Annotated in this window: 25 protein-coding genes and 1 pseudogene; 6 read left to right on the top strand and 20 right to left on the bottom strand. The window is 66.0% G+C overall.

Annotated elements, in window-relative coordinates:
* Positions 1-13: 13 nt before the first annotated feature.
* Complete coding sequence (locus ACLMAL_RS18750) at positions 14-436, bottom strand: TIGR02679 domain-containing protein (RefSeq protein ID WP_412000314.1); 423 nt, start codon at positions 434-436, stop codon at positions 14-16.
* 241 nt (positions 437-677) lie between these two features.
* Between ACLMAL_RS18750 and ACLMAL_RS18745 the strand changes: the two genes are divergently transcribed.
* Positions 678-926, top strand: a complete 249-nt coding sequence (locus ACLMAL_RS18745) for a CopG family transcriptional regulator (RefSeq protein ID WP_412000232.1) — start codon at positions 678-680, stop codon at positions 924-926.
* Entirely contained in the window at positions 923-1,384 is a 462-nt protein-coding gene (locus tag ACLMAL_RS18740; protein ID WP_412000231.1) for a PIN domain-containing protein, read from the top strand. The genes ACLMAL_RS18745 and ACLMAL_RS18740 overlap by 4 nt, the downstream gene beginning before the upstream one ends.
* Positions 1,385-1,736: 352 nt before the next feature.
* Here the strand turns inward: ACLMAL_RS18740 and ACLMAL_RS18735 are convergent.
* From ACLMAL_RS18735 to rlmN, 3 genes and pseudogenes are all read right to left on the bottom strand, one after another.
* A pseudogene (locus ACLMAL_RS18735) lies at positions 1,737-2,048 on the bottom strand (uracil-DNA glycosylase); the annotation flags it as partial.
* Between the two features lie 25 nt (positions 2,049-2,073).
* On the bottom strand, positions 2,074-3,018 hold the full coding sequence (locus ACLMAL_RS18730) for a flavodoxin family protein (protein ID WP_412000230.1): 945 nt from the start codon (positions 3,016-3,018) through the stop codon (positions 2,074-2,076).
* A 377-nt stretch (positions 3,019-3,395) separates the two neighbouring features.
* Entirely contained in the window at positions 3,396-4,505 is a 1,110-nt protein-coding gene (rlmN, locus tag ACLMAL_RS18725) for a 23S rRNA (adenine(2503)-C(2))-methyltransferase RlmN (RefSeq protein WP_412000229.1), read from the bottom strand.
* 193 nt (positions 4,506-4,698) lie between these two features.
* Between rlmN and ACLMAL_RS18720 the strand changes: the two genes are divergently transcribed.
* Positions 4,699-5,037: a lipopolysaccharide assembly LapA domain-containing protein gene (locus ACLMAL_RS18720; RefSeq protein ID WP_412000228.1), complete on the top strand. Its 339-nt coding sequence runs from the start codon at positions 4,699-4,701 to the stop codon at positions 5,035-5,037.
* A 4-nt stretch (positions 5,038-5,041) separates the two neighbouring features.
* On the opposite strand, the gene ACLMAL_RS18715 is transcribed toward ACLMAL_RS18720, so the two are convergent.
* The 6 genes from ACLMAL_RS18715 to rpsB form a co-directional block, all read right to left on the bottom strand.
* Positions 5,042-5,983 carry a hypothetical protein gene (locus ACLMAL_RS18715; protein WP_412000227.1) on the bottom strand — a complete coding sequence of 314 codons (942 nt, stop codon included), beginning with the start codon at positions 5,981-5,983 and terminating at the stop codon, positions 5,042-5,044.
* A 70-nt stretch (positions 5,984-6,053) separates the two neighbouring features.
* Positions 6,054-7,076: a phosphatidate cytidylyltransferase gene (locus tag ACLMAL_RS18710; protein WP_412000226.1), complete on the bottom strand. Its 1,023-nt coding sequence runs from the start codon at positions 7,074-7,076 to the stop codon at positions 6,054-6,056.
* A 152-nt stretch (positions 7,077-7,228) separates the two neighbouring features.
* Positions 7,229-7,786, bottom strand: coding sequence for a ribosome recycling factor (gene frr / locus ACLMAL_RS18705; protein WP_328403954.1), 558 nt, complete (start codon positions 7,784-7,786; stop codon positions 7,229-7,231).
* Positions 7,787-7,836: 50 nt separating this feature from the next.
* The gene (gene pyrH, locus ACLMAL_RS18700) at positions 7,837-8,565 is read right to left on the bottom strand and encodes a UMP kinase (protein ID WP_328403956.1); all 729 of its coding nucleotides are present in this window, start codon (positions 8,563-8,565) and stop codon (positions 7,837-7,839) included.
* A 226-nt stretch (positions 8,566-8,791) separates the two neighbouring features.
* Positions 8,792-9,616 carry a translation elongation factor Ts gene (gene tsf / locus ACLMAL_RS18695; RefSeq protein WP_412000225.1) on the bottom strand — a complete coding sequence of 275 codons (825 nt, stop codon included), beginning with the start codon at positions 9,614-9,616 and terminating at the stop codon, positions 8,792-8,794.
* A 104-nt stretch (positions 9,617-9,720) separates the two neighbouring features.
* On the bottom strand, positions 9,721-10,593 hold the full coding sequence (gene rpsB / locus ACLMAL_RS18690; RefSeq protein WP_406231499.1) for a 30S ribosomal protein S2: 873 nt from the start codon (positions 10,591-10,593) through the stop codon (positions 9,721-9,723).
* 390 nt (positions 10,594-10,983) lie between these two features.
* On the opposite strand from rpsB, the gene ACLMAL_RS18685 reads away from it, so the two are divergent.
* From ACLMAL_RS18685 to ACLMAL_RS18675, 3 genes are read left to right on the top strand one after another with little or no spacing between them, the layout of a single operon-like run.
* Positions 10,984-11,376, top strand: coding sequence for a hypothetical protein (locus ACLMAL_RS18685; protein ID WP_412000224.1), 393 nt, complete (start codon positions 10,984-10,986; stop codon positions 11,374-11,376).
* Between the two features lie 7 nt (positions 11,377-11,383).
* Positions 11,384-11,968 (top strand): M23 family metallopeptidase, encoded by a 585-nt coding sequence (locus ACLMAL_RS18680; protein ID WP_412000223.1) that lies wholly within the window; start codon positions 11,384-11,386, stop codon positions 11,966-11,968.
* Positions 11,969-12,022: 54 nt separating this feature from the next.
* A complete protein-coding gene (locus tag ACLMAL_RS18675) occupies positions 12,023-12,547 on the top strand; it encodes a DUF1990 domain-containing protein (protein ID WP_412000222.1) in 525 nt (174 codons plus the stop codon).
* A gap of 113 nt (positions 12,548-12,660) precedes the next feature.
* On the opposite strand, the gene ACLMAL_RS18670 is transcribed toward ACLMAL_RS18675, so the two are convergent.
* The 10 genes from ACLMAL_RS18670 to ACLMAL_RS18625 all read right to left on the bottom strand — a co-directional run bounded on the left by ACLMAL_RS18670 (position 12,661) and on the right by ACLMAL_RS18625 (position 22,332).
* Positions 12,661-13,026 (bottom strand): hypothetical protein, encoded by a 366-nt coding sequence (locus tag ACLMAL_RS18670; RefSeq protein WP_412000221.1) that lies wholly within the window; start codon positions 13,024-13,026, stop codon positions 12,661-12,663.
* A gap of 349 nt (positions 13,027-13,375) precedes the next feature.
* Positions 13,376-15,277 carry an alkyl/aryl-sulfatase gene (locus ACLMAL_RS18665; RefSeq protein ID WP_412000220.1) on the bottom strand — a complete coding sequence of 634 codons (1,902 nt, stop codon included), beginning with the start codon at positions 15,275-15,277 and terminating at the stop codon, positions 13,376-13,378.
* Between the two features lie 51 nt (positions 15,278-15,328).
* Positions 15,329-15,631, bottom strand: a complete 303-nt coding sequence (locus ACLMAL_RS18660) for a DUF202 domain-containing protein (protein ID WP_412000219.1) — start codon at positions 15,629-15,631, stop codon at positions 15,329-15,331.
* The gene (locus ACLMAL_RS18655; protein ID WP_412000218.1) at positions 15,628-15,993 is read right to left on the bottom strand and encodes a YidH family protein; all 366 of its coding nucleotides are present in this window, start codon (positions 15,991-15,993) and stop codon (positions 15,628-15,630) included. The genes ACLMAL_RS18660 and ACLMAL_RS18655 overlap by 4 nt, the downstream gene beginning before the upstream one ends.
* Entirely contained in the window at positions 15,990-16,670 is a 681-nt protein-coding gene (locus ACLMAL_RS18650) for a DUF3159 domain-containing protein (RefSeq protein WP_412000217.1), read from the bottom strand. Before ACLMAL_RS18650 ends, ACLMAL_RS18655 begins: the two co-directional genes overlap by 4 nt.
* Positions 16,671-16,800: 130 nt before the next feature.
* Positions 16,801-17,532 carry an acetoacetate decarboxylase family protein gene (locus ACLMAL_RS18645; RefSeq protein WP_412000313.1) on the bottom strand — a complete coding sequence of 244 codons (732 nt, stop codon included), beginning with the start codon at positions 17,530-17,532 and terminating at the stop codon, positions 16,801-16,803.
* Between the two features lie 197 nt (positions 17,533-17,729).
* Positions 17,730-18,650 (bottom strand): tyrosine recombinase XerC, encoded by a 921-nt coding sequence (locus tag ACLMAL_RS18640; RefSeq protein ID WP_412000216.1) that lies wholly within the window; start codon positions 18,648-18,650, stop codon positions 17,730-17,732.
* Between the two features lie 327 nt (positions 18,651-18,977).
* Complete coding sequence (gene dprA, locus ACLMAL_RS18635; protein ID WP_412000312.1) at positions 18,978-20,096, bottom strand: DNA-processing protein DprA; 1,119 nt, start codon at positions 20,094-20,096, stop codon at positions 18,978-18,980.
* Between the two features lie 371 nt (positions 20,097-20,467).
* The gene (locus ACLMAL_RS18630; RefSeq protein WP_412000215.1) at positions 20,468-21,976 is read right to left on the bottom strand and encodes a YifB family Mg chelatase-like AAA ATPase; all 1,509 of its coding nucleotides are present in this window, start codon (positions 21,974-21,976) and stop codon (positions 20,468-20,470) included.
* Positions 21,976-22,332 carry a YraN family protein gene (locus ACLMAL_RS18625; RefSeq protein WP_412000214.1) on the bottom strand — a complete coding sequence of 119 codons (357 nt, stop codon included), beginning with the start codon at positions 22,330-22,332 and terminating at the stop codon, positions 21,976-21,978. Before ACLMAL_RS18625 ends, ACLMAL_RS18630 begins: the two co-directional genes overlap by 1 nt.
* Between the last annotated feature and the right edge of the window lie 61 nt (positions 22,333-22,393).

Here is a 22,393-nt window from a genome sequence, read left to right as displayed (position 1 = left end):
CCGCGCACGTGGTCTAAGCGATGGCGGCTGGGTCTTCTCGAGGTAGATCGGCAGGGCCTCTTCGCTCACATGGAGATCTACGAACGCTCGAACTCGCCATACCGAGCCCCACCAACGATCTTTCGATTAGTCCATTCCGCCGCGTCGATGCGACCCAGGTCTCCAGAGCGGGCGATGCTCGCACGACATTATGTCCGGACAGCCACGCCCACAAGCGGTTTCGCTCTGCGGCCGCGCTTCGACGTTCGGCGGCACGATCGCCGATCGGCCCCACCAGTTGCTCGACGACTTCGTAGGCGGCGCAGCCGATTACATCGTTGAGTACAGCATCAAGGTCGGTCAGCGAGACGGTGGCATATTCGCCCGGCAGTCGCACAGCGCCGAACAGATCCGCGATTGTGCCTTGCTGCTCGGCGTCCAGCGGTCCCACCCGCATGCGCTGCACCGACCGCCCCGCCGAGAATCTTTCATGCAGCGCCGGCCACAGAGGTGCCAACGTAGGTGAGAGCTGCCGAACCGGACTCCGGACAGTTACCCGCAGCCTGCCCATTTCCGTTGCCGGATGACGCAGCTCCTCGGCGCTCATCCGCCGATCCTAGTTCCTGGACGGCGGCGATTTCCTGGCCGCTGAATCCCGCGAGCAGGGACCGCCTACACATATATGCCACAATACTCATATGGCTCTAAAACGTACGATGGTCTACGCCGATGCCAACGACCTGGCCATCATCAAAGAGGCTGCCGCACAGAGCAACGTCAGTGAGGCGGAGATCATCCGCAATGCGATACATCTTGCCGCGCTGCGGATGCAACGGCGATCGGAACCGCTCCGCCTGAGGCGTTTCGCCAGCGGCGATCCGACCCTCGCCGAGCGTGTCGACGAGTACCTCGCCGATGATTTCGGCGACAACCCGGAACGCCCGTGACAGTCGATATCGAGGGGCCCGGAATCGTCATAGCCGACACATCCGGGCTGATTGCCGCATTCGACACCTCGTCACCGGACAGCGATGGGGCCTTTCATACCCTCGACCAGGCCGGTCTGGTCGTGCTGTCACCACTCGCACTCGCCGAGGTCGACCATGTCGCCCGCCGGGTACTGGGGCGACGGATCGCAACGGAGATGATCGAGGATCTCAGCGCTCAGGCTCGCACGGGGCGTTTCGAGATCGCCACCGTGACACCTGATGTGTTGGATCAGGCCAATGCCGTCCGCAGGCTCTACCCCGACTTGCGTCTTGACCTCGCGGACGCAGTCATGGTCGCCTTAGCCGCTGACTACGAAACCGACGCGGTGCTCACCCTCGACCGACGAGACTTCCGAGCCCTGACGCCACTCACCGAACACAAGTCATTCCGCGTGCTGCCCGACGACCTTCGCTGACTGCGTAACGCCTTCCTGCTGACCCAACTCACCGTGGCCGACTTCGCCGATGTCGGCGTGCCATCGGTGCGCACACCGGAGGCGGAACAGGTCTCGCTGACCGCTGCCTGCAAGCGCACACCATCTACGACCCGGGCTGGACCCTACCGAACACCCCCGCCCCCTGGGAGAAGATCCGACACCCGCCACCGGCCGGCCTGCGCCTATGCCCCTGGGCTTGGCGAGATACCTTCTCGCCAAGCCCATTAGTCAGTGTCCGTCCAGCACCGCCCGCATGAATTCGCGGGTTCGGTCGTGCTCTGGATCGGTGAAAATCTGCGAAGGCAACGGCTGGCGCACAACTGTGGTGAACTCACCCGAGCATCCGCTTCATATCTTGGATCGCCTTGTCGAAAGCGGCGCGTCCACCTGGCTGGTTCAACTACGCGGACTGCAGCGCGGAACCTTCCGGCCCTCGAAGTCGTACACGTCGGGACACGCAATCCCCGTCCGCTTCCAGCATCACGCGCTGCGGCCCCAGTGGCAGAACCCTGTACTCGGCGTACGCCTCCCCGCAGGCTTTTGCTGTCCGGTCGTTGTTGTCCGAGCTGAGTAGACCGGATCCGGTACCTGCCTCCGCCATCGTGCTCGAATTGTCGAGTAAGACGAGCGCTCGGATCGGTATCAGGGAAACCTGGCAGAGTTCACTGCTACCGCTCAGGGCGGACGGTGAATGCAGACGGCTCATAAATCTTTGCGCGCCGAGCTATCTCGTCCGCCTGCGCACCCTGGCCTGCCGCGGTCTGCTGGATCTCGAAGAAGTGGTCGCGCAGCTCCTCCATCGACGTCACGGAGCCACGAGCCTCGCCGCCAGGGAAGCGCACAGTGACCGCGCCGTCGACCACGACGAGTTCGCCGCTCGCCCCGCAGGTCGCGCACTCGGCTTCCTGGCCGCGTAGTACGAAAACATCCAGGTGGCACGAGGGGCACAGGCCGGGCTTGTCACCGAGGTACTTCGCGTCCTCGAAATGCACGCCGATCTGCCCCGTCACATTGCGGCCGAGCTGGGTTGCCCGCGCGATTGCGCTGTCGTCGAGCACGATGGATCGAGGCATGCCTGCGCCCGCGAACTGCACCTGATCGACCACTGCGATCCGCATGGAGAAGGTCAGCGTGTGCAGGAGCGGCAGTGCCAATGTGGTCCAGCGCGGCGTCAAAGACCCTCCGACAGCGATGAATCCGGCTACTCGTGGCCTGAGGACACGTTCGTCCACGCGGAAGGACACTGCGGGAGTTACACCGGAGGCCTGCAGGCGCAGCAGCTCGGTGGTGATGGCGGCGTCGGCGTTGGGGCCGAGGATACGGTCGGCGAGCAGTTTGAGGCGGCCGGGGATGGTCCTGGTCAGCACCGGGACCGCGACGATCAGAGCATCACACTCGATGAGCTGCTCCCAGAACCACGCCGTGTCGTCGGCTGTTCCGGTGTTCGGACCGGGTGCGATCTCCAGGTCGTCGAGCCTGACGAGCCGCGCGTCCATCCCGCCTTCCCTGGCGGCGGACAGCGCGGCTGTCAGCAGGAGCTCCGCGCTGCCGCCGGGCTGTCCGCAAGACAGCCCGAGCACGATTCCACCATCCGACCGGGTCGAGAGCGTCATGCTGCGGAGCGTAACCGGAAATCGGAAACATCGCCCGTCCACAGCGGTGCAGGAAACCGGGTTGCCCGCCCGATCAATCAGCTCCCTCGTACAGAACTGCTGTCGCACCGATCCCACAGGTCTGGCAGTACTCCGGCTCTGGCATGCCGGCTACACGCTCGCTGACCGCGGTTCCCACGCCGCGTTGGTTCCTGCGACGATTCTGCGACCGGGCGTCGTTCATGGAGAACTACCTCGTCGAGCGCCGCGGCGTCGTCCTGGCGCCCACCGACGCACGTTCACTAACGCACGTCGCGGTTCACCGGCACGGCACAGGGCCCTGCGACCCCCGCACTGCGAAACAACCGACTCCGGCTCGATCCGAAGCGCCGCGCAGACTATCCTTCGGCAGCCAATTGCCCACAGGCAGCGGCGATTTCCTGGCCACGGGTATCGCGCACGGTACACGGAACGCCCTGGGCGTTGACGCGCCGGACGAACTCGGCTTCAACAGGCTTGGGGCTCGCGTCCCACTTGCTACCCGGGGTCGGGTTCAGCGGGATGACATTGACGTGCACGCGCGAACCGAGTGCCTTGTGCAGCTTCTGACCCAACATGTCCGCACGCCACGGCTGATCATTGATATCGCGGATCAACGCGTACTCGATCGAGACGCGGCGGCCGCTCTTGTCGGCGTAGTAACGCGCGGCATCGAGGACCTCGGCCACCGGCCAGCGGTTGTTGACCGGAACCAGGGTGTCGCGCAGCTCGTCGTCGGGAGTGTGCAGCGAGACCGCCAGGGTCACCGAGAGGTCCTCGTCGGCGAGCTTGCGGATGGCGGGAGCCAGGCCGACGGTGGAGACAACGACGTTGCGCTGGGAGATGCCGAAGCCGTCCGGGGCCGGAGAGGTGATCCGGCGGACGGCGGCGACCACGCGCTTGTAGTTGGCCAGGGGTTCACCCATGCCCATGAACACGATGTTGGAGAGTCGACCGGGTCCGCCCGCAACCTCGCCGTCGCGCATGGCCGCGGCAGCTGCGCGGACCTGATCGACGATCTCGGCTGTGGACAGGTTGCGGTTCAGGCCGCCCTGGCCGGTGGCGCAGAACGGGCAGGCCATGCCGCAACCTGCTTGGCTGGAGATGCAGAGGGTGGCGCGGTCCGGGTAGCGCATGAGGACGCTCTCGAGGAGGGTGCCGTCGCCTGCTCGCCACAAGGTCTTTCGCGTCTCGCCCGCGTCACATCCCACGTGCTTCACGACCGACATGAGCGGAGGGAAGAGTGCCTCGCCGATTTTCTCGCGCACCGGCGCGGGCAGATCCGTCATCTGCTCGGGGTCGGCTTGCAGGCGGCCGTAGTACTGCCTGGCGATCTGGTCCGCTCGGAACTTCGGCAGTCCCAGTTCCTCGACCGCCGCGCGACGGCCGTCGGCATCGAGGTCGGCGAGGTGCCGAGGGGGCATACCACGGCGCGGAGCATCGAAGACAAGCGGAAGGGAGACGGTCATAATTTCTCCAGTGTCCCATCCCTTGGGCTCGCTGCCGACCGAAGGTGACGATCGCGACGCCCGACGCGACGAAGGTCACTGCTCGAGGCTCGGATCACAGTGCCGAAAGGCAGGCAGATTCCGATCCGGCGACATACGGATCCCCCGCGCACAAATACGTGCGCGGATCATAGCGATCGACAATGATCGGACCATGACGAGCCACGCTGAGGAGCCGTCCGAACCGCAGCTCGGTCGGCCGACAGAACCTGTTGTCCCTCCCACACCGCCGAAGCCCGTCGCCAGGACCTTGGCGAAGTCCCGGACCGGATACACCTGGATCGGCCTCATCGTCGCGGCGCTGATCGGCATCCTGGTGCTGACCTTCATCCTGCAGAACCTCGAACAGCAAAGAGTGGACCTGCTGTTCTGGGATTTCTCGCTGCCGGTCGGAATCCTGGTGCTCTTGTCGGTGATCGCGGGCGCCTTGGTGATGGCGCTCGTCGGCGGCGTCCGCATCGTGCAGCTCAGGCGGGTCGCCAAGCGCCCGTGAGTGGCTAGTGGCCGACCATGCGCTCCAGCACCTCGTGAAACTCTTCGTCGACGACGATGGCCAGACCTTCGTCCTCGATCCGGGTGAGCTGAGTCCACCGTCCCAGACGCCACCAGAACACATAGGGGCTGATCGCGCCGGGCTGGTCCGCGTATTCGGCGGCCGCGAATCCAGCCATAGCGTTCAGTGACGGGATCAGCTGAGGACCCTCGATGACGTGGAAGGCGACCAGGTGACGGAAGGGTACCGCCACCAGCGCACCGTCGTCGCCGAGCGGCGTACCGACGAGCTTCGCCACCAGTTCGTCCAGTAGTAGCGCCCAGGACGCGGTCAGGTACGAGTCGCCTGCGACCACATCGAATCGCGTGCCGTCCTCGTCTTCGATGACATCGTGCTGCTCGATGGGTAGCTCGCGCAGGTTGTCCATCGCCCGCGCCCGCAGCTGATCCAGATCGCCGAGGTCGGTCAGCGACTGCCACGGCAACGTCTGGACGCTGTCGGGCAGATCGAGTGCGAGCGCCGCGTGCAGACCGGGAGCCAGTTCGGCGGCATAGCCGTAGTCCCCGCCGGTGGCCAGTTGATGCTCGCCCGCCACTTTGGGATAGAGCAGCGACCACACCTCGGCGGTCGGCATCGCAGACGTATCGGTCGCCCCATCGATGCTGTGCAGTACGAGATCGACGTGGCGTTCGATCAGCGCGGACCAGATCTCGGGACCTTCGGCAGCGTTGTGGCATGCGGCCGCGATATTGTACAAACCGAACTCGTTACCCGAGTCATCGGTGACGTGCGTGCCGAAAACCGTTACCTCGAAGCCACGTTCGGCGAAGGCGCGGTACACCGTCTCACGTAGCCTGCTGCCCTCGCCCTCCGACAGGAACTCGAACTCGGCGTCACGCGGCAAAACTGCCGAATCACGCTGGGGCACATGACGAAACAATCCCACTGCAGCCACTCCGTCCGAAGATCAACGCGCCGAGCGTATCCGGACGCTCCCGGCACGCACGCGTCGGGCGTCAGAGGAACGTGGAAAGCACCAGCCAGGACACGAAAGCCGAGGGCAGCATCGAATCGAGGCGGTCCATGATGCCGCCGTGACCGGGCAGCAGAGTGCCCATGTCCTTGATGCCGAGTTCCCGTTTGATCTGCGACTCGATGAGGTCGCCGACCGTCGCGACCAGGACGAGGCCGATGCCGAGCACCACACCGATCATCGAGTTTGCATCCAGCAGTAGGGTGACCGTCAGCAGACCGCCGATGACGCTGAATACCAGTGAGCCGCCGAAGCCTTCCCACGACTTCTTCGGGCTGATCGACGGCACCATCGGATGGCGGCCGAACAGCACGCCCGCCACGTAGCCGCCGACGTCGGAGCACACCACCAGGATCATGAAGGTCAGCACCCGCAGGTTGCCGTCCGGTTCCAGCAGCAGCAGGGTGGCGAAGGAGGCGAGCAGCGGGATCCACGCCAGCGTGAAGATCGCGATCGCGGTGTCACGCAGGAAGTTTCGTGGCGCGGTCTGTAGTCCGTGATCGAACAGGCGCCACACCATGCAGACCAATGTGGTGGCGGCGAAAGCGCCCGTGACGCCGCTGGCGCCCCATGGCCAGCCGAGCCAGAACACCGCCTGGCCGCCGACGATCAGCGGGATCCTCGGCACCAGCACGTCGGCCTCGCGCAGCCGCTTGGCGACCTCCCAGGTGGCGACGCCGACGCCGGCGGCCGCAACGCCGATGAACACCTTCGGTACGAAGAGCAGGATCGCGATGAGCGATAACCCGAGGCCGAAGCCGACGGCCAGCGCGGCGGGCAGGTTCCGGCCCGCCCGTGACTTCGCCGCTGCCGGAACGGCCTCAGAAGTCGTCGCGTCGGCCGGGCCGGCACCCTGGTCGATGGTCGCACCACCGGAGGCATTGTCGGCGGTCGCGGCGTCACGCACGTCCCCGTGCTTTGCATCAGGTGTGCCGTTCGCCGGCGGCGGCGTTGCGGCCGCACCGGTCGCGGCGGCGTTCTCGGCCACGATTGTCCCGTCGCTCACTCGTCGTTCCGTTCGTTCCCCGCCCGGAGGCGGGCGCTCGGCTGTCTTCCATTGGCGGCATTCCCGGTGCCCTACGTGGTTACGCAAGCTGCCGCCTCCGGGCCCATCGCTCATGCCGGCACGTCCGATGACATCGGCATACGCCGAGGGCGTCAGACCTCGAGCAGTTCAGATTCCTTGTGCTTGACCAGCTCGTCGATCTGGCCGACGTACTTCGCGGTGGTCTTGTCGAGCTCTTTTTCGGCGCGCCCGACCTCATCCTCACCCGCCTCGCCATCTTTCTGGATGCGCGACAGTTCGTCCATGGCCTTGCGGCGGACATTTCGGATCGACACCTTGGCGTCTTCACCCTTGCTCTTGGCCTGCTTGGCCAGTTCCCTGCGGCGCTCCTCGGTGAGCTGCGGGATCGAGATGCGGATGATGTCACCGTTATTGGTCGGGTTCACCCCGAGGTCGGAATTGCGGATCGCGGTCTCGATCGGACCCATCTGCGCCTGCTCATAGGGCTTGATCACCACCATCCGCGGCTCCGGCACCGTGATGCTCGACATCTGGGTGATCGGAGTCAGCGACCCGTAGTAGTCGACGACAATCCGGGAGAACATGCCCGGGTTCGCGCGACCGGTCCGGATGGCACCTAGATCGTCCTTCGCAACCGAGACAGCCTTCTCCATTTTCTCCTCGGCATCGAAGAGCGCTTCATCAATCACGACCGTTTCCTCCACAGCGTCGTCAGCGTCATGATCCGCAGGTCGCGGGGTCAGGACCGAACCAATGTGCCGATCTTCTCACCGGCGACCGCCCGGGCAATATTGCCCTTCGTCAATAAATTGAACACCAGGATTGGCATCTGGTTATCCATACACAAGCTGAAAGCCGTCGCGTCGGCGACCTTCAGATCGCGCTCGATGACTTCCTTATGGGTGATCTCGGTATACATGGTGGCGCTCGTGTCCACCCGAGGGTCGGCGGTGAACACCCCGTCGACCGCCTTCGCCATCAGCACCACATCGGCGCCGATCTCCAAGGCGCGCTGGGCGGCGGTGGTGTCGGTGGAGAAATACGGCATGCCCATCCCCGCGCCGAAGATGACCACGCGCCCCTTCTCCAGATGCCGCTTGGCCCGCAACGGCAGGTACGGCTCGGCGACCTGGCCCATGGTGATCGCGGTCTGCACCCGGGTGTCAACCCCCTGCTGCTGCAGAAAGTCTTGCAGCGCAAGGCTGTTCATCACGGTGCCGAGCATGCCCATGTAGTCCGAACGGGCCCGCTCCATACCGCGTTCCTCGAGCTCGGCGCCACGGAAGAAGTTGCCGCCGCCGATCACCACGGCCACCTGGACACCGGAGGCGACGACCTCGGCGATCTGCTCGGCGACCGCCTGCACGACGTCGGGATCAAGCCCGACCGTGCCGCCGCCGAACATCTCCCCACCTAGTTTGAGCAGCACCCGGCGATATCCTGGGCGGTCGATCCCCGGGTCCGTCATGGGTGTACTTCTCCTTCGGCGATGGATTCGGTCTCACGGCAAGCAAGTCGGCCGGACAGCAACGTAGAGCGAACCTATCCTGCCTTATCCGGATTCCCCGGCGGCAAAAGGCCCCCTCCGAACCGCCGGGCTCGCCCGGTCAGACCAAGGAATCGGGGGCAAGCAAGCCCGGACAGCCGAAACCCCTCGCACACCGATGCGGAGCGCGAGGGGTCTCGAAGGTAGATCAGGCCTGTCCGACCTCGAAGCGGGCGAAGCGGGTCACGGTGACACCGGCCTCTTCCAGCAGGGCCTTGACGGTCTTCTTGGAGTCGGTGACCGACGACTGCTCGAGCAGCACGACATCCTTGAAGAAGCCGTTGACGCGGCCCTCGGTGATCTTCGGCAGCGCGGCCTCGGGCTTGCCCTCTTCGCGGGCGGTCTCCTCGGCGATGCGACGCTCGTTGTCCACGACCTCGGCCGGAACCTCGTCGCGGGTCAGGTACTTGGCCTTGAGCGCGGCGACCTGCATGCCGACGGCACGCGCGGCCTCGGCGGCAGCGTCGCCCTCACCCTGGAACTCGACCAGCACGCCGACGGCCGGCGGCAGGTCGGTGGCCCGCTTGTGCAGGTAAGTGGCGACCGGGCCGTCGAAGGAAGCGACGCGACGCAGCTCGAGCTTCTCGCCGATCTTGGCGGCCAGCGCCTGCAGGGCGTCGTCGGCGGTCTGGCCACCGAGGTCGAGGGCCTTGAGCGCGTCCAGGTCGGCCGGCTTCGCGGCCGCGGCAGCGGTCACGATCTTGTCGGCCAGACCCTGGAACTCATCGTTCTTGGCGACGAAGTCGGTCTCGGAGTTGATCTCGACCAGCACGCCACCCTTGGCAGCGATCAGGCCTTCGGCGGTGGCGCGCTCGGCACGCTTGCCGACGTCCTTGGCGCCCTTGATGCGCAGCACCTCGACGGCCTTGTCGAAATCACCCTCGGTCTCGACCAGCGCGTTCTTGCAGTCCATCATCCCGGAGCCGGTGAGCTCCCGCAGCCGCTTCACGTCAGCGGCGGTGTAGTTCGCCATCGGTGGCGATCCTCCTGTGTGTTGTCAATGGGTGGTAACACCACCTTGCCGACCTCTCCCGTACTGGAAGAGGCCGGCAAGGTGAACAAAAGCCGTCGAGAGGCTCAGAAGTCGGCCGGAGTGGTGGCCGGCGGAACCTCGGCGACCGCGGCGTCAGCAGCGGTCTCGACCTCGGCGGGGGCCTCGGCCTCGGCAGCGGCGGGGGCAGCCTGCGCGAGCAGCTCCTGCTCCCACTCGGCGAGCGGCTCGCCCGCGCCGGCTTCCGGCTTCTCGTCACCGGAGGAGACGCCGGCCCGCGCCTGCACACCCTCGGCCACCGCGGAGGCGACGACCTTGGTGAGCAGAGCGGCGGAACGGATCGCGTCGTCGTTACCCGGGATCGGGTAGTCGACCAGGTCGGGATCGCAGTTGGTGTCCAGGATCGCGATGACCGGGATGTTCAGCTTGCGGGCCTCGCCGACGGCGATGTGCTCCTTGTTGGTGTCGACGACCCAGATGGCCGAAGGCACCTTGGCCATGTCGCGGATACCACCGAGGGTGCGCTCGAGCTTGTTCATCTCACGCGTGAGCATGAGGATTTCCTTCTTGGTGCGACCCTCGAAGCCACCGGTCTGCTCCATGGCCTCGAGCTCCTTGAGGCGCTGCAGGCGCTTGTGCACGGTGGAGAAGTTGGTGAGCATGCCACCCAGCCAGCGCTGGTTGACGTAGGGCATCCCGACGCGAGTCGCCTCGGCCGCGATCGACTCCTGGGCCTGCTTCTTGGTGCCGACGAAGAGAACGGTGCCACCGTGGGCGACGGTCTCCTTGACGAACTCGTAGGCCTTGTCGATGTAGGTCAGCGTCTGCTGCAGGTCGATGATGTAGATGCCGTTGCGGTCGGTGAAGATGAACCGCTTCATCTTCGGGTTCCAGCGTCGAGTCTGGTGTCCGAAGTGCGCGCCGCTGTCGAGCAGCTGCTTCATTGTTACGACAGCCATAGCTCCCGTATCTCTCTTTCATTGCCGGTTGACGCAGCAGATCGGCGATCTACTGCCCTGGCGCCTCCGAATCGTCGGACCCGACCACGAAGATCAGGACCAGCCGACGATTCCCTGCTCCGCAAATACACTGCCGCGAACGAATTGAGCTCCGGTTCGAACAGCGCCGTTGCGAACAAGCACGGGGTGGCGCGCGAAGTCGGCCCATGCACGCACAGACCGCTCGATCAGTCTACGTCTTGGGCGGCCCACGGCTAAATCGGCCTTCGAAGAAGGTTCCCCGAATGGTTCCTGCGCAGGAGAAATGCGGGATGTCCACAGTTGCGGATGTTGTCCACAATCGGCGGATCGGGGGTACTGCCGGGGGTGTGGGCGAGTGAGGGTTGAGGAATGAATCGCATCAGCATTTTCCTGACAATGTTCATTCCCCTGTTGTTCGCAGGCTCACTGGTCATGGCTCCGAACGCTGCGGCTACGCCGCCGGAAACGTTCGGGCCGTTTACGCCTGTTCCCGCCGATATCCACGCGTCCTTGCCACCACGCCCTGCACCGAGCAGTTGGGAGGCCGTGCTCGCCGCGGGCACGGGCTCGGTGGGCGCCTCGGCTCAGCCGGTCCCGGGCCTGGGAACTTTGCCGGGCTTGCTGCGTCCTGATCCGTTGCGGTCGGGAGCTCTGCTCGGGGTGGGGACCGGTTCGGCGGGTGACTTGCCACGCATTGTCGGTGATCTGCTCCGGCTGTTGGATCTTGTCCGGCAGGTACCGCTTCCGCTGCCTCCGCACTGAATCTCGGATGTATCGCTTCAGCAGGGCGGGCACGGGTGGCACGGGACAGTGCGCGCCGGCCGGTCGACGCAGCGGACGGCGGGCGGTGTTCGTCGTCATCGGTGCAGCCGCTCTGCTGGGTGCGGCGGAGCGGCCGGTTGCGGCGGCTCCGGCCGGGCAGTTCGGGTGGCCGTTGCAGCCGCGGCCATCGATCGAGCGGCGGTTCGACAAGCTCGAGCACGATTGGTTACCCGGGCACCGCGGAGTCGATCTAGCAGGTATGGCCGGTCAGGTGGTGTTGGCGGCCGGGGACGGGATCGTCGTGTTCGCCGGGAAGGTCGCGGATAAGCCGGTGGTGTCGATCGACCATCCCGGTGGGTTGCGAACCACCTACGAGCCGGTCGAGGCAGCGGTCTCGGCGGGAAGCCGGGTCGGGCGTGGGACGCCGATCGGGAAGTTGGAGGCCGGTCATGAGGGCTGCGCCGCGGCGGCGTGCCTGCATTGGGGTGCCCGGCGGGAGGCGGGCGGACGTAACCGGCGTGAGTATGTGGATCCGCTCGGGTTGTTGCATGCGGTTCCGCTTCGACTCAAGCCTGTACTCAACTATGGCTGAGGCGTTTATCGACGATCACTTCCGAACCTCGGTTCCGACGGCGAAGATCGACGTATGGACAACGCGCTCGGCGACCCTTCGTTCACCTACTCCGAGGTCGGCGCCACCAAGGGGCCGCTGCCCGACGGCTACCACCGGTTCCGGCTGCGGCAACGAATCGGGCACGGACGAGCACTGTTCGTGCACGCGGGCGCGGAGATCCTGGCGTATCGAATGCAGAAGGGCACCGGCATCTTTCGAGAGGCGAGCACACCGACCGCCGAGCCCGGCACTCGGCTGACAGTGCGACTGGGCTTCGGCCCCTTGGCAATAACGGCGCCCTGCCGCGTGGTGTACGTGCTCGACGAGTCCGATCGGTGCGGCTTCGCCTATGGCACGCTGCCCGGCCACCCGGAAATCGGCGAGGAACTCTTCGCTGTGGAGTACGACCCCGCCGATGACACCGTGTACGGGTTGGTTACCGCGTTCTCCCGCAATGCAGCCTGGTACGCGCGCATCGGCGGGCCGGTCGTCCGGCTCGTCCAGCGCTTAATCGCCGGCAAGTACATCGACGCGCTACCGATTGAGGCGCAGACCTAGCGGCAGTTGTACTAGCTCGTTTGCAACAGGGCGTCCAGCGCGACGGCCGGGTACGCGCCTCGGGGACCCATCCATAGAGCGCCAGGTCGTGGTTGCGTCTCGAATCGCTGTGGTTACAGCAGCGCGTCCAAGGTCGCGGCCTCAGCGCGCAGAGAATCGCCACGGTCCGTACGACCCAGGCTGTCGTATTCGTCTGCGGCGGTGCGTCGGTCGGCGATTTCCAGCCGGACGATCTGTTCGATATCGGCTTCGGTGAGGTCGCGGCGACGGGCCTCGGCCGCACCGAGGCCGACGGCGCCGTTCTCGATGGCGCCTGCGCGAACGTCGACGGTGTCGATGGCCTCGGCATTGTCGATCGCGCCGAGGGCGGACCGCAGCGCGGCAATAGCGTTGCGGTCACGGACCTTCATCGCGACGGGCAGGGCGGCACGCAGGCGCTCACGCAGCGGCACAGACTTGTCGACGGTTCCGATGGACATGGTCGCCGACCGTATGCGTCGCGACCGCGCCCGTCGAGGCAATTACTGGCGCGACACACGAGACCTGAGCGTTGGGTGATGGTTGCTGCCACACGGTCACCAACAAACGACGCGCACGGTCACCGCACAACAGCTGCGCGCACGACGAACGAACCGCTGCACACCACCAAGCAGCTCTCACAGACCAGCACCGAGAGGCCCTCACGCACCACCGCTGCCAGCCCTTACACACCACACCAACCACGATCACCGACAGCCACCACTCAATCGCTGCGCACCACCATTGTGCGACGGCTGCGCACCGCCCACGAACGACGATTGCGCGGTTGAGGTGTGGCGTCGCTCGCAATCACGGGGTGACGATGGCGAAGTTCGGGTCGGGGTTGTCGAAGACGCCGACGATCTCGGTGAGCTTGGTCGGGTCGCCGCTCAGGCTGATGTCGCCTGCGGCGGCGGCGGCGCCGAAATCCCCGCCCGCCACCAGCACCCGGATGAGGGTTGCGCGGGACAGGGTGAACGCGGCCGATGGGTCGGGCATGGTTACGCCGATGGGCAGGTCGTAGTGGGTGAGCAAGCCGTTGCGCAACTCCAGGCGGTGGATCCGGTTCTCGTCGCTGATGTGCCAGTCGACGACCGCGCGCCGGTCCCATGCCTTCGGCCCGTCCACGCGTAAAGCCCATACGTCGAAGATCTGCTCGACGGTCAATGCGGCGAGCACGCTGGGTGAGTCGGGTTTGCTCGGGGTGCCGAAAGTTCCGTTGCGCAGTTCGTAGGCACCGCTGAGGTAGAAGTTTCGCCAAGTGGCATTTTCCGAGCCATAGCCGAGTTGCTCGAAGGTATTGGCCTGCAATGCTTTAGCCGCCGTGTTGGTGGGATCGGCGAAGATGACGTAGTTGACCACCTGCGCAACCCAGCGGTAGTCGCCCGCATCGTAGGAGACCTGCGCCTTGCGCAGCACTTCGTCGGCACCGCCCATGAATTCCACATGGCGCTGCGCGGATTCGACCGGCGAGTGTTCCCAGAGATGGGCCGGATTGCCATCGAACCAGCCCATGTACCGCTGATAGATGGCCTTGACATTGTGGCTGACCGAACCGTAGTACCCGTGTGTGTGCCAGGCATTCTCGGTGGCCGGTGGCAGCGCAATCATCTCCGCGATCTCGTCGCCGACATAACCCTGGTTCAGCAGCCGCAGCGTCTGATCGTGCAGGTATCCGTACAGATCCCGTTGCAGCGCAAGGAATTCCACGAGACGATCGGTGCCCCAGGTCGGCCAGTGGTGCGAGGCGAACACCACATCGGAATCGCGGGCGAACAGGTTGATCGCCTCGGTGAGGTATTTCGCCCAGACGTGCGGATCACGCACCAGCGCACCGCGCAGGGTGAGCAGATTGTGCATTGTGTGCGTGGCATTTTCGGCCATACACAGCGCCCGATGATCGGGAAAGTGAAAGTTCATTTCGGCGGGCGCCTCGGTGCCCGGAGTCATCTGGAAGACGATCCGAACTCCGTCGAGGATCTCCTCCTGGCCGGTGGCGATGATGTCGACGGTTGGCGGGATCAGGGTCACGGTGCCGAGGGAGGTGGTCTGGCCGAGTCCGGCGCCGACCTGTCCGAGCGGACCACGCGGCAGCGCAGCACCGTACATGTAGGCAGCCCGGCGCGCCATGGCGGTGCCGGCGTAGACATTCTCGGCCACCGCGTGCTCCAGGAATCCGGTGGGAGCCATCACCGGGCAGCGCCCTGCCGCAACATCTTCAGTGGTCGTCACGCCGAGCGAGCCGCCGAAATGGTCGGCGTGGGAGTGGGTGTAAATGAGCCCGGTCACGGGCCGGTCGCCACGATGCGCGCGATACAGCGCCAGCCCGGCGGCGGCGGTTTCCGCGGAGATCAGCGGATCAATGACGATCACACCGGTATCGCCTTCGACCAGTGTCATATTCGACAGATCGAGGCCGCGGATCTGGTAGATCCCCTCGGTGACTTCGTACAGACCCTGCCGGCCGGCCAACCCGGACTGCCGCCACAGGCTCGGATGGACCGAGGCAGGGCAGGGCTCACGCAGGAAGCCATAGGAGTCGTTGTCCCACACCACAGTTCCATCCGAGGCGGTGACCACACCCGGTTCCAGCGCGGCAATGAACCCGCGATCGACATCCGCGAGATCGGCGGAGTCCGCGAACGGCAACGCCGCGGCGGCGCGCTGCTGTCCGGCGATGACGAAGTCGCTCGGCTCGGTCGCTGTGCTCATGTCCATCCTCCTGGTTGGTAGCCGAATTGCCTGGGCCGGAACGCATTAGAGTCATGGATCCGTGAACCCGATTACGGCAGCTACGCATGCGACGGCGACAACGGCCACCACTGTCGCGGCGATGACGCGGGCTCCGTAACCGAATCGGCCCTCGTGCAGACTGCGATTGCGCGAATAGCAGATTCCCGCCAAAGCGGTCAGCGTGACCGCCGCACCGATCGGTCCGATCGCCGACGCCCGCCAGCCACTGGTCGCCGCGTGGTTGAGGAACAACACGGCAATGACCATCGCGGCGATCGCGGTGCGTCGCCACGCCAATGCGGTGCGCTCCGCGGCAAGACTTGCCGGGCTCATCGCAGCAACACCGCCACGCACGCCAGCACCGACACCAGCGCGATGCCTACCGACAGGATCGGCACCATGACGGTGACGGGCAGCGGGTCGCCGCGGCGCATCGCGGTGCCGACGCGTCGCCAGTGCGTATAGGCGCCGATCGCGATGATCACCGCGAGCACGATGCAGCTCAGCGCGAGGGCCCGTCGCAACCCGGACATCCGCAACGGCTGGACCAGGGTGTGCACGGCGACACCGCCTGCGAGCAAACCGAGCGAGGTGCGTATCCAGGCCAGAAAGGTGCGCTCGTTCGCGAGAGTGAAGCGGTAGTCGATTTCCTCTTCATCATCGCCGGACTCTTCGGCCGGGCTCGGGAGCGTCACATCGCCTCGGCTCGACTCGTCGGCTGACCCGATTTGTTGCGGACCCACGGCCAGGTCACGGCAAGCATGATGACCAGCGCTGGTTTGCCGAGAACGAGAGCAACGGTGCCGGGAATGGCGACTTTGTCGGCCAGGTAGAGCGGCAACACCACCAGCACAGGCGCCGCCCAGAATACGAACCAGGCCAACGTGATTCGCTGATGTAGCCGCAGCCGCGTGGCCGGATCGGCGGGCTCGGCCGGTTCGAGCCGGGTCCGGCGGCGGACGGTGTAACTCAGAGGCTTGCCGGTGAGCAGGGTCGCACTGAACAGCGCAGTCATCACCACACACAGCGCGACTTCGGGGAGGTAGAAGTAGTGTCCCTGGCCCGTGACGTCGACGAACAGCGAGAACACCAGGACGACCAGCACCGACACTGCGACGGCACGCACCGAATCGCCTTGGACGAGCCGGACGGCAGCCAAGGCGACGGCGATCAGAACGGCGACGAAAACACCGGCCTCGGCACCGGCGACGGAATAGCCGAGAAGAAACCCGATGGCGGGCGCCGCACCGTCGAGGATGTGCCGGGGGCCGCGCATCGCGCGGAAACTATCCCATATATCAGCGTCGACGCCGCGATATTTCTCCAGATCACGAGATTCTTGTGCGGTGCGATGCCGATCGTCGGGGTTCACGGGCGCCACTCCATCTCTGGTCGGGTTTCGTGCCGTAAGCAAACAATCCGCAACGTCAGCGTAACCGCCACCAGGATGACCGTCCACGAACCTCGCTGCGCGCCAGCGAACCCGGGACGGCTCGATTGCCTCAGACGGGCACGGCGTCCTGGAAGGTCATGGCGAGGTGATCGACGACAGAGGTCATGAGCGCACGCTTGGGCAATCCCAACGAGCTCAGCTCGGCCGCCCAGGCATGGTCGCCGAGGGCGAGGTCGGCCCCGCCGACGCGGGCGCGCATGCCGGAAGGCTCCATATGCCACGGCGTGCAGCGCGTGACGCCATCGATGTGCGAGTAGGCGTCGAACGACGATGCGGTGTTGCGCCACGAAGGCAGCGCGATGCCAGGACGGACCGCAAGGTCGACGACGAGCTTGCCGCCCTGGTGCAACACACCGCGGCGCGAACCGCCGTCGCGATGCACGGTGAAGTCGGCGAGTTCCTTGGGGAATCCCCAGATGCCGCGACCCGCCGCGAGGGTGAATTCGCCGTCGACGGGGAGCCGGTGGATGAAGACACCGGCGCCACCGGTCAGCATGGCACGCAGGTCACCGAAGCGCGCAGTGGTGGTGGCGCGGTGGTGGCGGACCATGAAAGAGACGCCGAATTCGTTGTAGGGGCCGAGATCACCGTCGAGATAGTCGACGAAGACGAGCGTGCAGACGGCACGGCCACCGGGCAGGCGCAGGATGTCCATACCCGAGTAGTCGATGAGCCGCTGCGCGGCGTCGGCGGGCACCGTATAGGTGGCCATGAAGGTGCGCGCGAGCCGGATCCGCACCGGCATGTGGATGTCCTTGCCAAGAATGGTGTGGGTGGTCATCGCCGCGCCCGCCTGCGCGCGACGATACGGGCTCCCTGACATGGGGCGACCGGCTGCTGATCACCCGATGGTGCGGCGTCCACGAATCCTCCAATACTAGAACTCGTGTCAGAATAGCGGCATTAAGACGCTACAAAATGGCTTCCGCAGATAAGAACACGTTTCAGAAATGATCACCGCTCATGGGATACGCCCGCCTATGCCCGCGGATGAGCTTGGTCGTGCACCTTCTTCAGCCGCTCGATGGAAACGTGCGTGTACAGCTGGGTCGTGGCCATGCTGGCGTGGCCGAGCAGTTCCTGCACCACCCGCAGGTCGGCGCCGCCCTCCAGCAGATGCGTGGCAGCCGAATGACGCAGCCCGTGCGGACCCATGTCGGGCGCGCCGGGTATCGCCGAAACCACCTCGTGCACAACAGCTCTGGCCTGGCGCTGATCGAGGCGCTTGCCCCGACGGCCCAGCAGCAGCGCACGCCCCGAGTCCGTGGTGACCAATGCAGGTCGGCCATACCGCAGCCAATTCCCGATGGCATCGTCGGCAGGCACACCGAATGGCACCGACCGTTCCTTGTTTCCCTTACCCAGCACTCGAACCAGATGTCGCTCCCGATCGACGTCGTCGATGTCGAGCCCGCACAGCTCGCTCACTCGAATCCCGGTCGAGTACAACAGCTCCACGATCAGCCGATCGCGCAGCGCCATGGGATCACGTTGCACCGCACCGGATTCCGCCGCATCCATCGCCGCGACGGCCTGCTGGGCGCCGAGCACCGCAGGCAGCACCCGATGCGCCTTCGTCGACCCCAGTCGCAACCCCGGATCGGTTTCCAACCGGCCGGTGCCGGTCAGCCAGGCGGTGAAGGTCCGAGCCGACGATGCACGCCGCGCCATCGTCGTGCGCGCGACGCCCGCACTCGCCTGTTGCGCGAGCCAGGATCGCAGCAATGCCAGATCCAGTTCGCGAACCGCGGAATCGGCCGACCGCTCGTACAGATGCGCCAACAGCGACCGCGCATCACCCAGATAAGCACGCGCGGTATGCGCCGACCGGTTCCGCCCGAGCCGCAGGTGCCGCCCGAACTCCCCCAGCAACGCCTCGAGATCCTCCGGCAACTCCATCCACCCACCGTCGCCCGCATCAGCCCACTTGGCAAGCCAGCGCGCCGACCCGCACCCGATCGCCATCTCCTCGAGTGACCGAACCCACGCCCGTCCAACTACATCCACCCACCGAGTGGGTCCCCACGGACCCCGCACAGCGCACTGCTCGACGAGTCGCACGTGGTGGCGACGCCTACTCGGCATTTGCCTGAGCCATATACCGCGCGCCAACTTTCGGCTCAGCGTTGGCTACTTGCCGACAAGTGAGTCGACCGCCGGGCCGGTTGTGGGGCAAGGCTTGGGGGAGCTGTCGGCTGACCAGCGGCTCACGCAGTGAGCGAGCTCTCAAGATTTCGGTGTCCTTTCTATTCGGTACCAACCGTTTTCATCCATGCCGACCAGCCCCGACAGCTCGAGTGCTGGTAGGACGGCGCGGACGATGGCCAGTGCCAGACCGGATCGGTCGGCAAGATCTCGGGGTAGTCGGGAACCGATCTTCGGTAGGGCGGCGAAGACCGCGGATTCGTCGCCGGACAGGCGATCTCCCGGATCGGGTCTCTGATCGGTCGACAGCGATAGTCGCAGCGGGCCTGCCTCATCGATCACCTCCTCCGAGCAGGTGACGAGCACCGCCTCTCCTTCTCGGATCATCCGGTGGCAGCCGATCGAGGACGCGGAGGTGATCGGGCCGGGGACCGCCAACGCCGGGCGACCGAGGCGGCGGGCCCATTTCGCGGTATTGCGAGAGCCGCTGCGCAGACCCGCTTCCACCACGAGAACGCCGTCGGCCAATGCCGCGATCAGACGATTGCGAGCCAGGAACTGGTGCTTGTGCGCGACCGTGCCGGGTGGATATTCGCTGACGACCAGTCCGCACTCGGCGATCTCCGCGAGCAGTCGTGCGTGCTGAGCCGGGTACGGCCGGTCGACGCCACAGGCGAGGACCGCGATAGTCGGACCGCCGACGGCCAGCGCTGCCCGGTGCGCCGTACCGTCGATCCCGAACGCCGCACCCGACACGATCGTCCACCCCTGTGCCGCAAGATCGCCGACGATCTCCCCGGTGACACGATCACCGTAGCCACTGCTGCATCGAGCACCGACCAGTGCCAGCGCCCGCTCACTCGACTCCAACAGCGAGCGCGGCCCCCGCACCCACAACGCCAGCGGCACCGCACCATCCCGGTCGCGCCCCGGGTCGAGCTGACTCAACCCCAACATCCGCCAGGCGGGCCACTCCGGATCATCAGGTGTCACCAATCGCCCACCGATCCGACACATCAGGTCCAAATCCTTTGCGGCACTGTCAATTCCACGCCGCTGCTCGGTCGGCGCCCGTAACGACTCCGGTAGCGCGCACCCCCGCACAGCATGCGCCGCCCCGACCACCCCTACGGACTCGATCAACGCCGAAAGTGCTGCACAAGGCCCCTGGACAACCCGAGACAAATAGGCCCACGCCAACCTTCGCTCCTCGACCTCATCCGCCCCGCCGCGGGCGCCCCCGACTACAGCCACCGACGCGCTCCCACCCACACCCATATCCGCAGGCCCCGAATACTGCTTCCCAGGCCCGGTTTCCATGTCCTGCATCGACGTACGCCCACCCACCCTCAGCTTTGCAGCGAACGCATCACCTCGTCCACCAACCAGTACAGACGGCACCGCCGCCGCACTCTGCTCCCCAACCACACCGCCGCTTGAATCCACAGGTACAGAGGCGGACCCCGCACCCTCCACTACCGTCTCATCGCCACCCACAGCCAACGGGCCGGACGTAGGTGTCTCACCTCTGCCACCGCGCACACCCGGCGGCTCGCCGGCCATCACCGCGCTCATTGTGCGCCGCGCTGGCGAAAGTTCAATGCGGCCATGACGTCTCGAGCGGTGGGCTGGTCGGCGCCGCGTAGGTCGCTGATGGTCCACGCGACTCGGATGGCGCGATCCGCACCGCGGGCGGACAGTCGGCCGAGACGGAGGGCGGCTTCTACCGGGGCCACCGCCTCGCGTGGGAGGCGGAATTGTTGGCGCAGTACATGTCCGGGGACTTCGGCATTGGTGCCCCAGCCGTATTCGCGCCATCGTTGCACAGCCACTCCGCGGGCTGCGGCCACGCGGTCACGGACGGTTGCACTGCTTTCGGCGGCCTCGGTGCTGAAGCCTGCCCCGACGTGACCGTGCATCTGCACCCAGATGTCGATGCGGTCCATCAGCGGACCGGAGAGTTTGCCGAGGTATCTGCGGCGTGCGAGGGGAGCACAGATGCAGTCGATATCGCGGGCCGGCGCGCATGGGCACGGGTTCGCCGCCAGGATGAGCTGGAAGCGGGCCGGATAACGGGCGACGCCGTCGCGGCGGGCGATGCGCACTTCGCCTTCCTCCAGCGGAGTTCGCATCGCTTCGAGCACTTTCGTGCCGATCTCGGCGCATTCGTCGAGGAACAACACGCCGCGATGGGCGCGACTGACCGCGCCGGGCCGGGCCGAGCCCGAGCCGCCACCGATCATCGCGGCCGCCGAGGTGGAGTGGTGTGGTGCGACGAAGGGTGGCATCGTGATCAGCGGCTGGTCGCAGGACAGCGCGCCCGCCACCGAGTGGATGGCCGTCACCTCGAGTGCCTCGGATTCCGACAGCGGCGGCAGCAGGCTCGGAAGGCGTTGCGCCAGCATTGTTTTACCGATGCCAGGTGGACCGGTCAGCAGGAGGTGGTGACCACCGGCCGCGGCCACCTCCAATGCCCACCTGGCTTCCTCCTGGCCGACGACCTCGCTCAGGTCGCCACCGGAACGAACGACGTCGGGCAGCGCACCATCGGGCTCGGCCAGCACCCCTTCACCGCGCAGCCACGCGACCAGGGTGCGCAGGCTGGCTGCTCCGTACACCGTGATCCCATCCACCAAACCTGCCTCGGCCATGGCAGATTCGGGCACGATTACCGTCTGCCTGCCCGCGTTGCGTGCGGCGATCACCGCAGGCAGGATGCCGCGCACCCGTCGAACCCGACCGTCGAGCGCGAGTTCGCCGAGCAGTACGGTCTTCGCGAGCCGGTCCGACGGGATCACCCCTGCCGCATCCAAAACGGCTGTGGCCAAAGCCATGTCGTACACACTGCCGACCTTCGGCAGGGTCGCGGGTGACAACGCCAGGATGACTCGGCCGTCGGGCCACTTCTCCCCCGAGTTGGCCACCGCGGAGCGCACTCGGTCGCGGGATTCCTGCAGTGCGGTGTCCGGCAACCCGACCAGATGCACCGAGGGCAGCCCCTGCCCGATATCCGCCTCGATCTCGACCAGCAGGCCGTCCACTCCGGTAACGGCAACAGAATGCGCTCTCCCCAGGGCCATCAGAAGGCCGCCTTCAGATGGTCGATGACGGGGCCGTGCTCGCGAGTGACCAGGACCGACACGACATCGAACCGAATGCGCCGCCACGGGCCGTCTTGTTCGGCGAGCCACATCAGGGCCAGCCGCCGGATCCGCTGTCGTTTGGTGAAGGTGACCGCTTCCGCGGGTGCGCCGAACTGCAGTCCGGATCGGGTCTTCACTTCGATGAAGGCGGTGATGCGGGCGTCCTGGGCGATCAGATCGAGTTCGCCGTACCTGCATCGCCAGTTCCTGCCGACGATATCCATTCCGGCGGCTTGCAGGAACCGTGCCGCCAGTTCTTCCCCGTGCGCGCCGAGCGCCTGTTTGTCAGTCACCGAACCAGCGTGCGCCGAGCCGTCCCCGGCTCGGCTGCGCCGACCTGCGCGCACTGCGTCC

It is taken from the genome of Nocardia sp. CWNU-33 (genome assembly GCF_046764895.1).
GTDB lineage: Bacteria > Actinomycetota > Actinomycetes > Mycobacteriales > Mycobacteriaceae > Nocardia.
The sequence above is the reverse complement of the archived record's forward strand: the minus strand, read 5'-3'. Positions and strand labels throughout refer to the sequence as shown.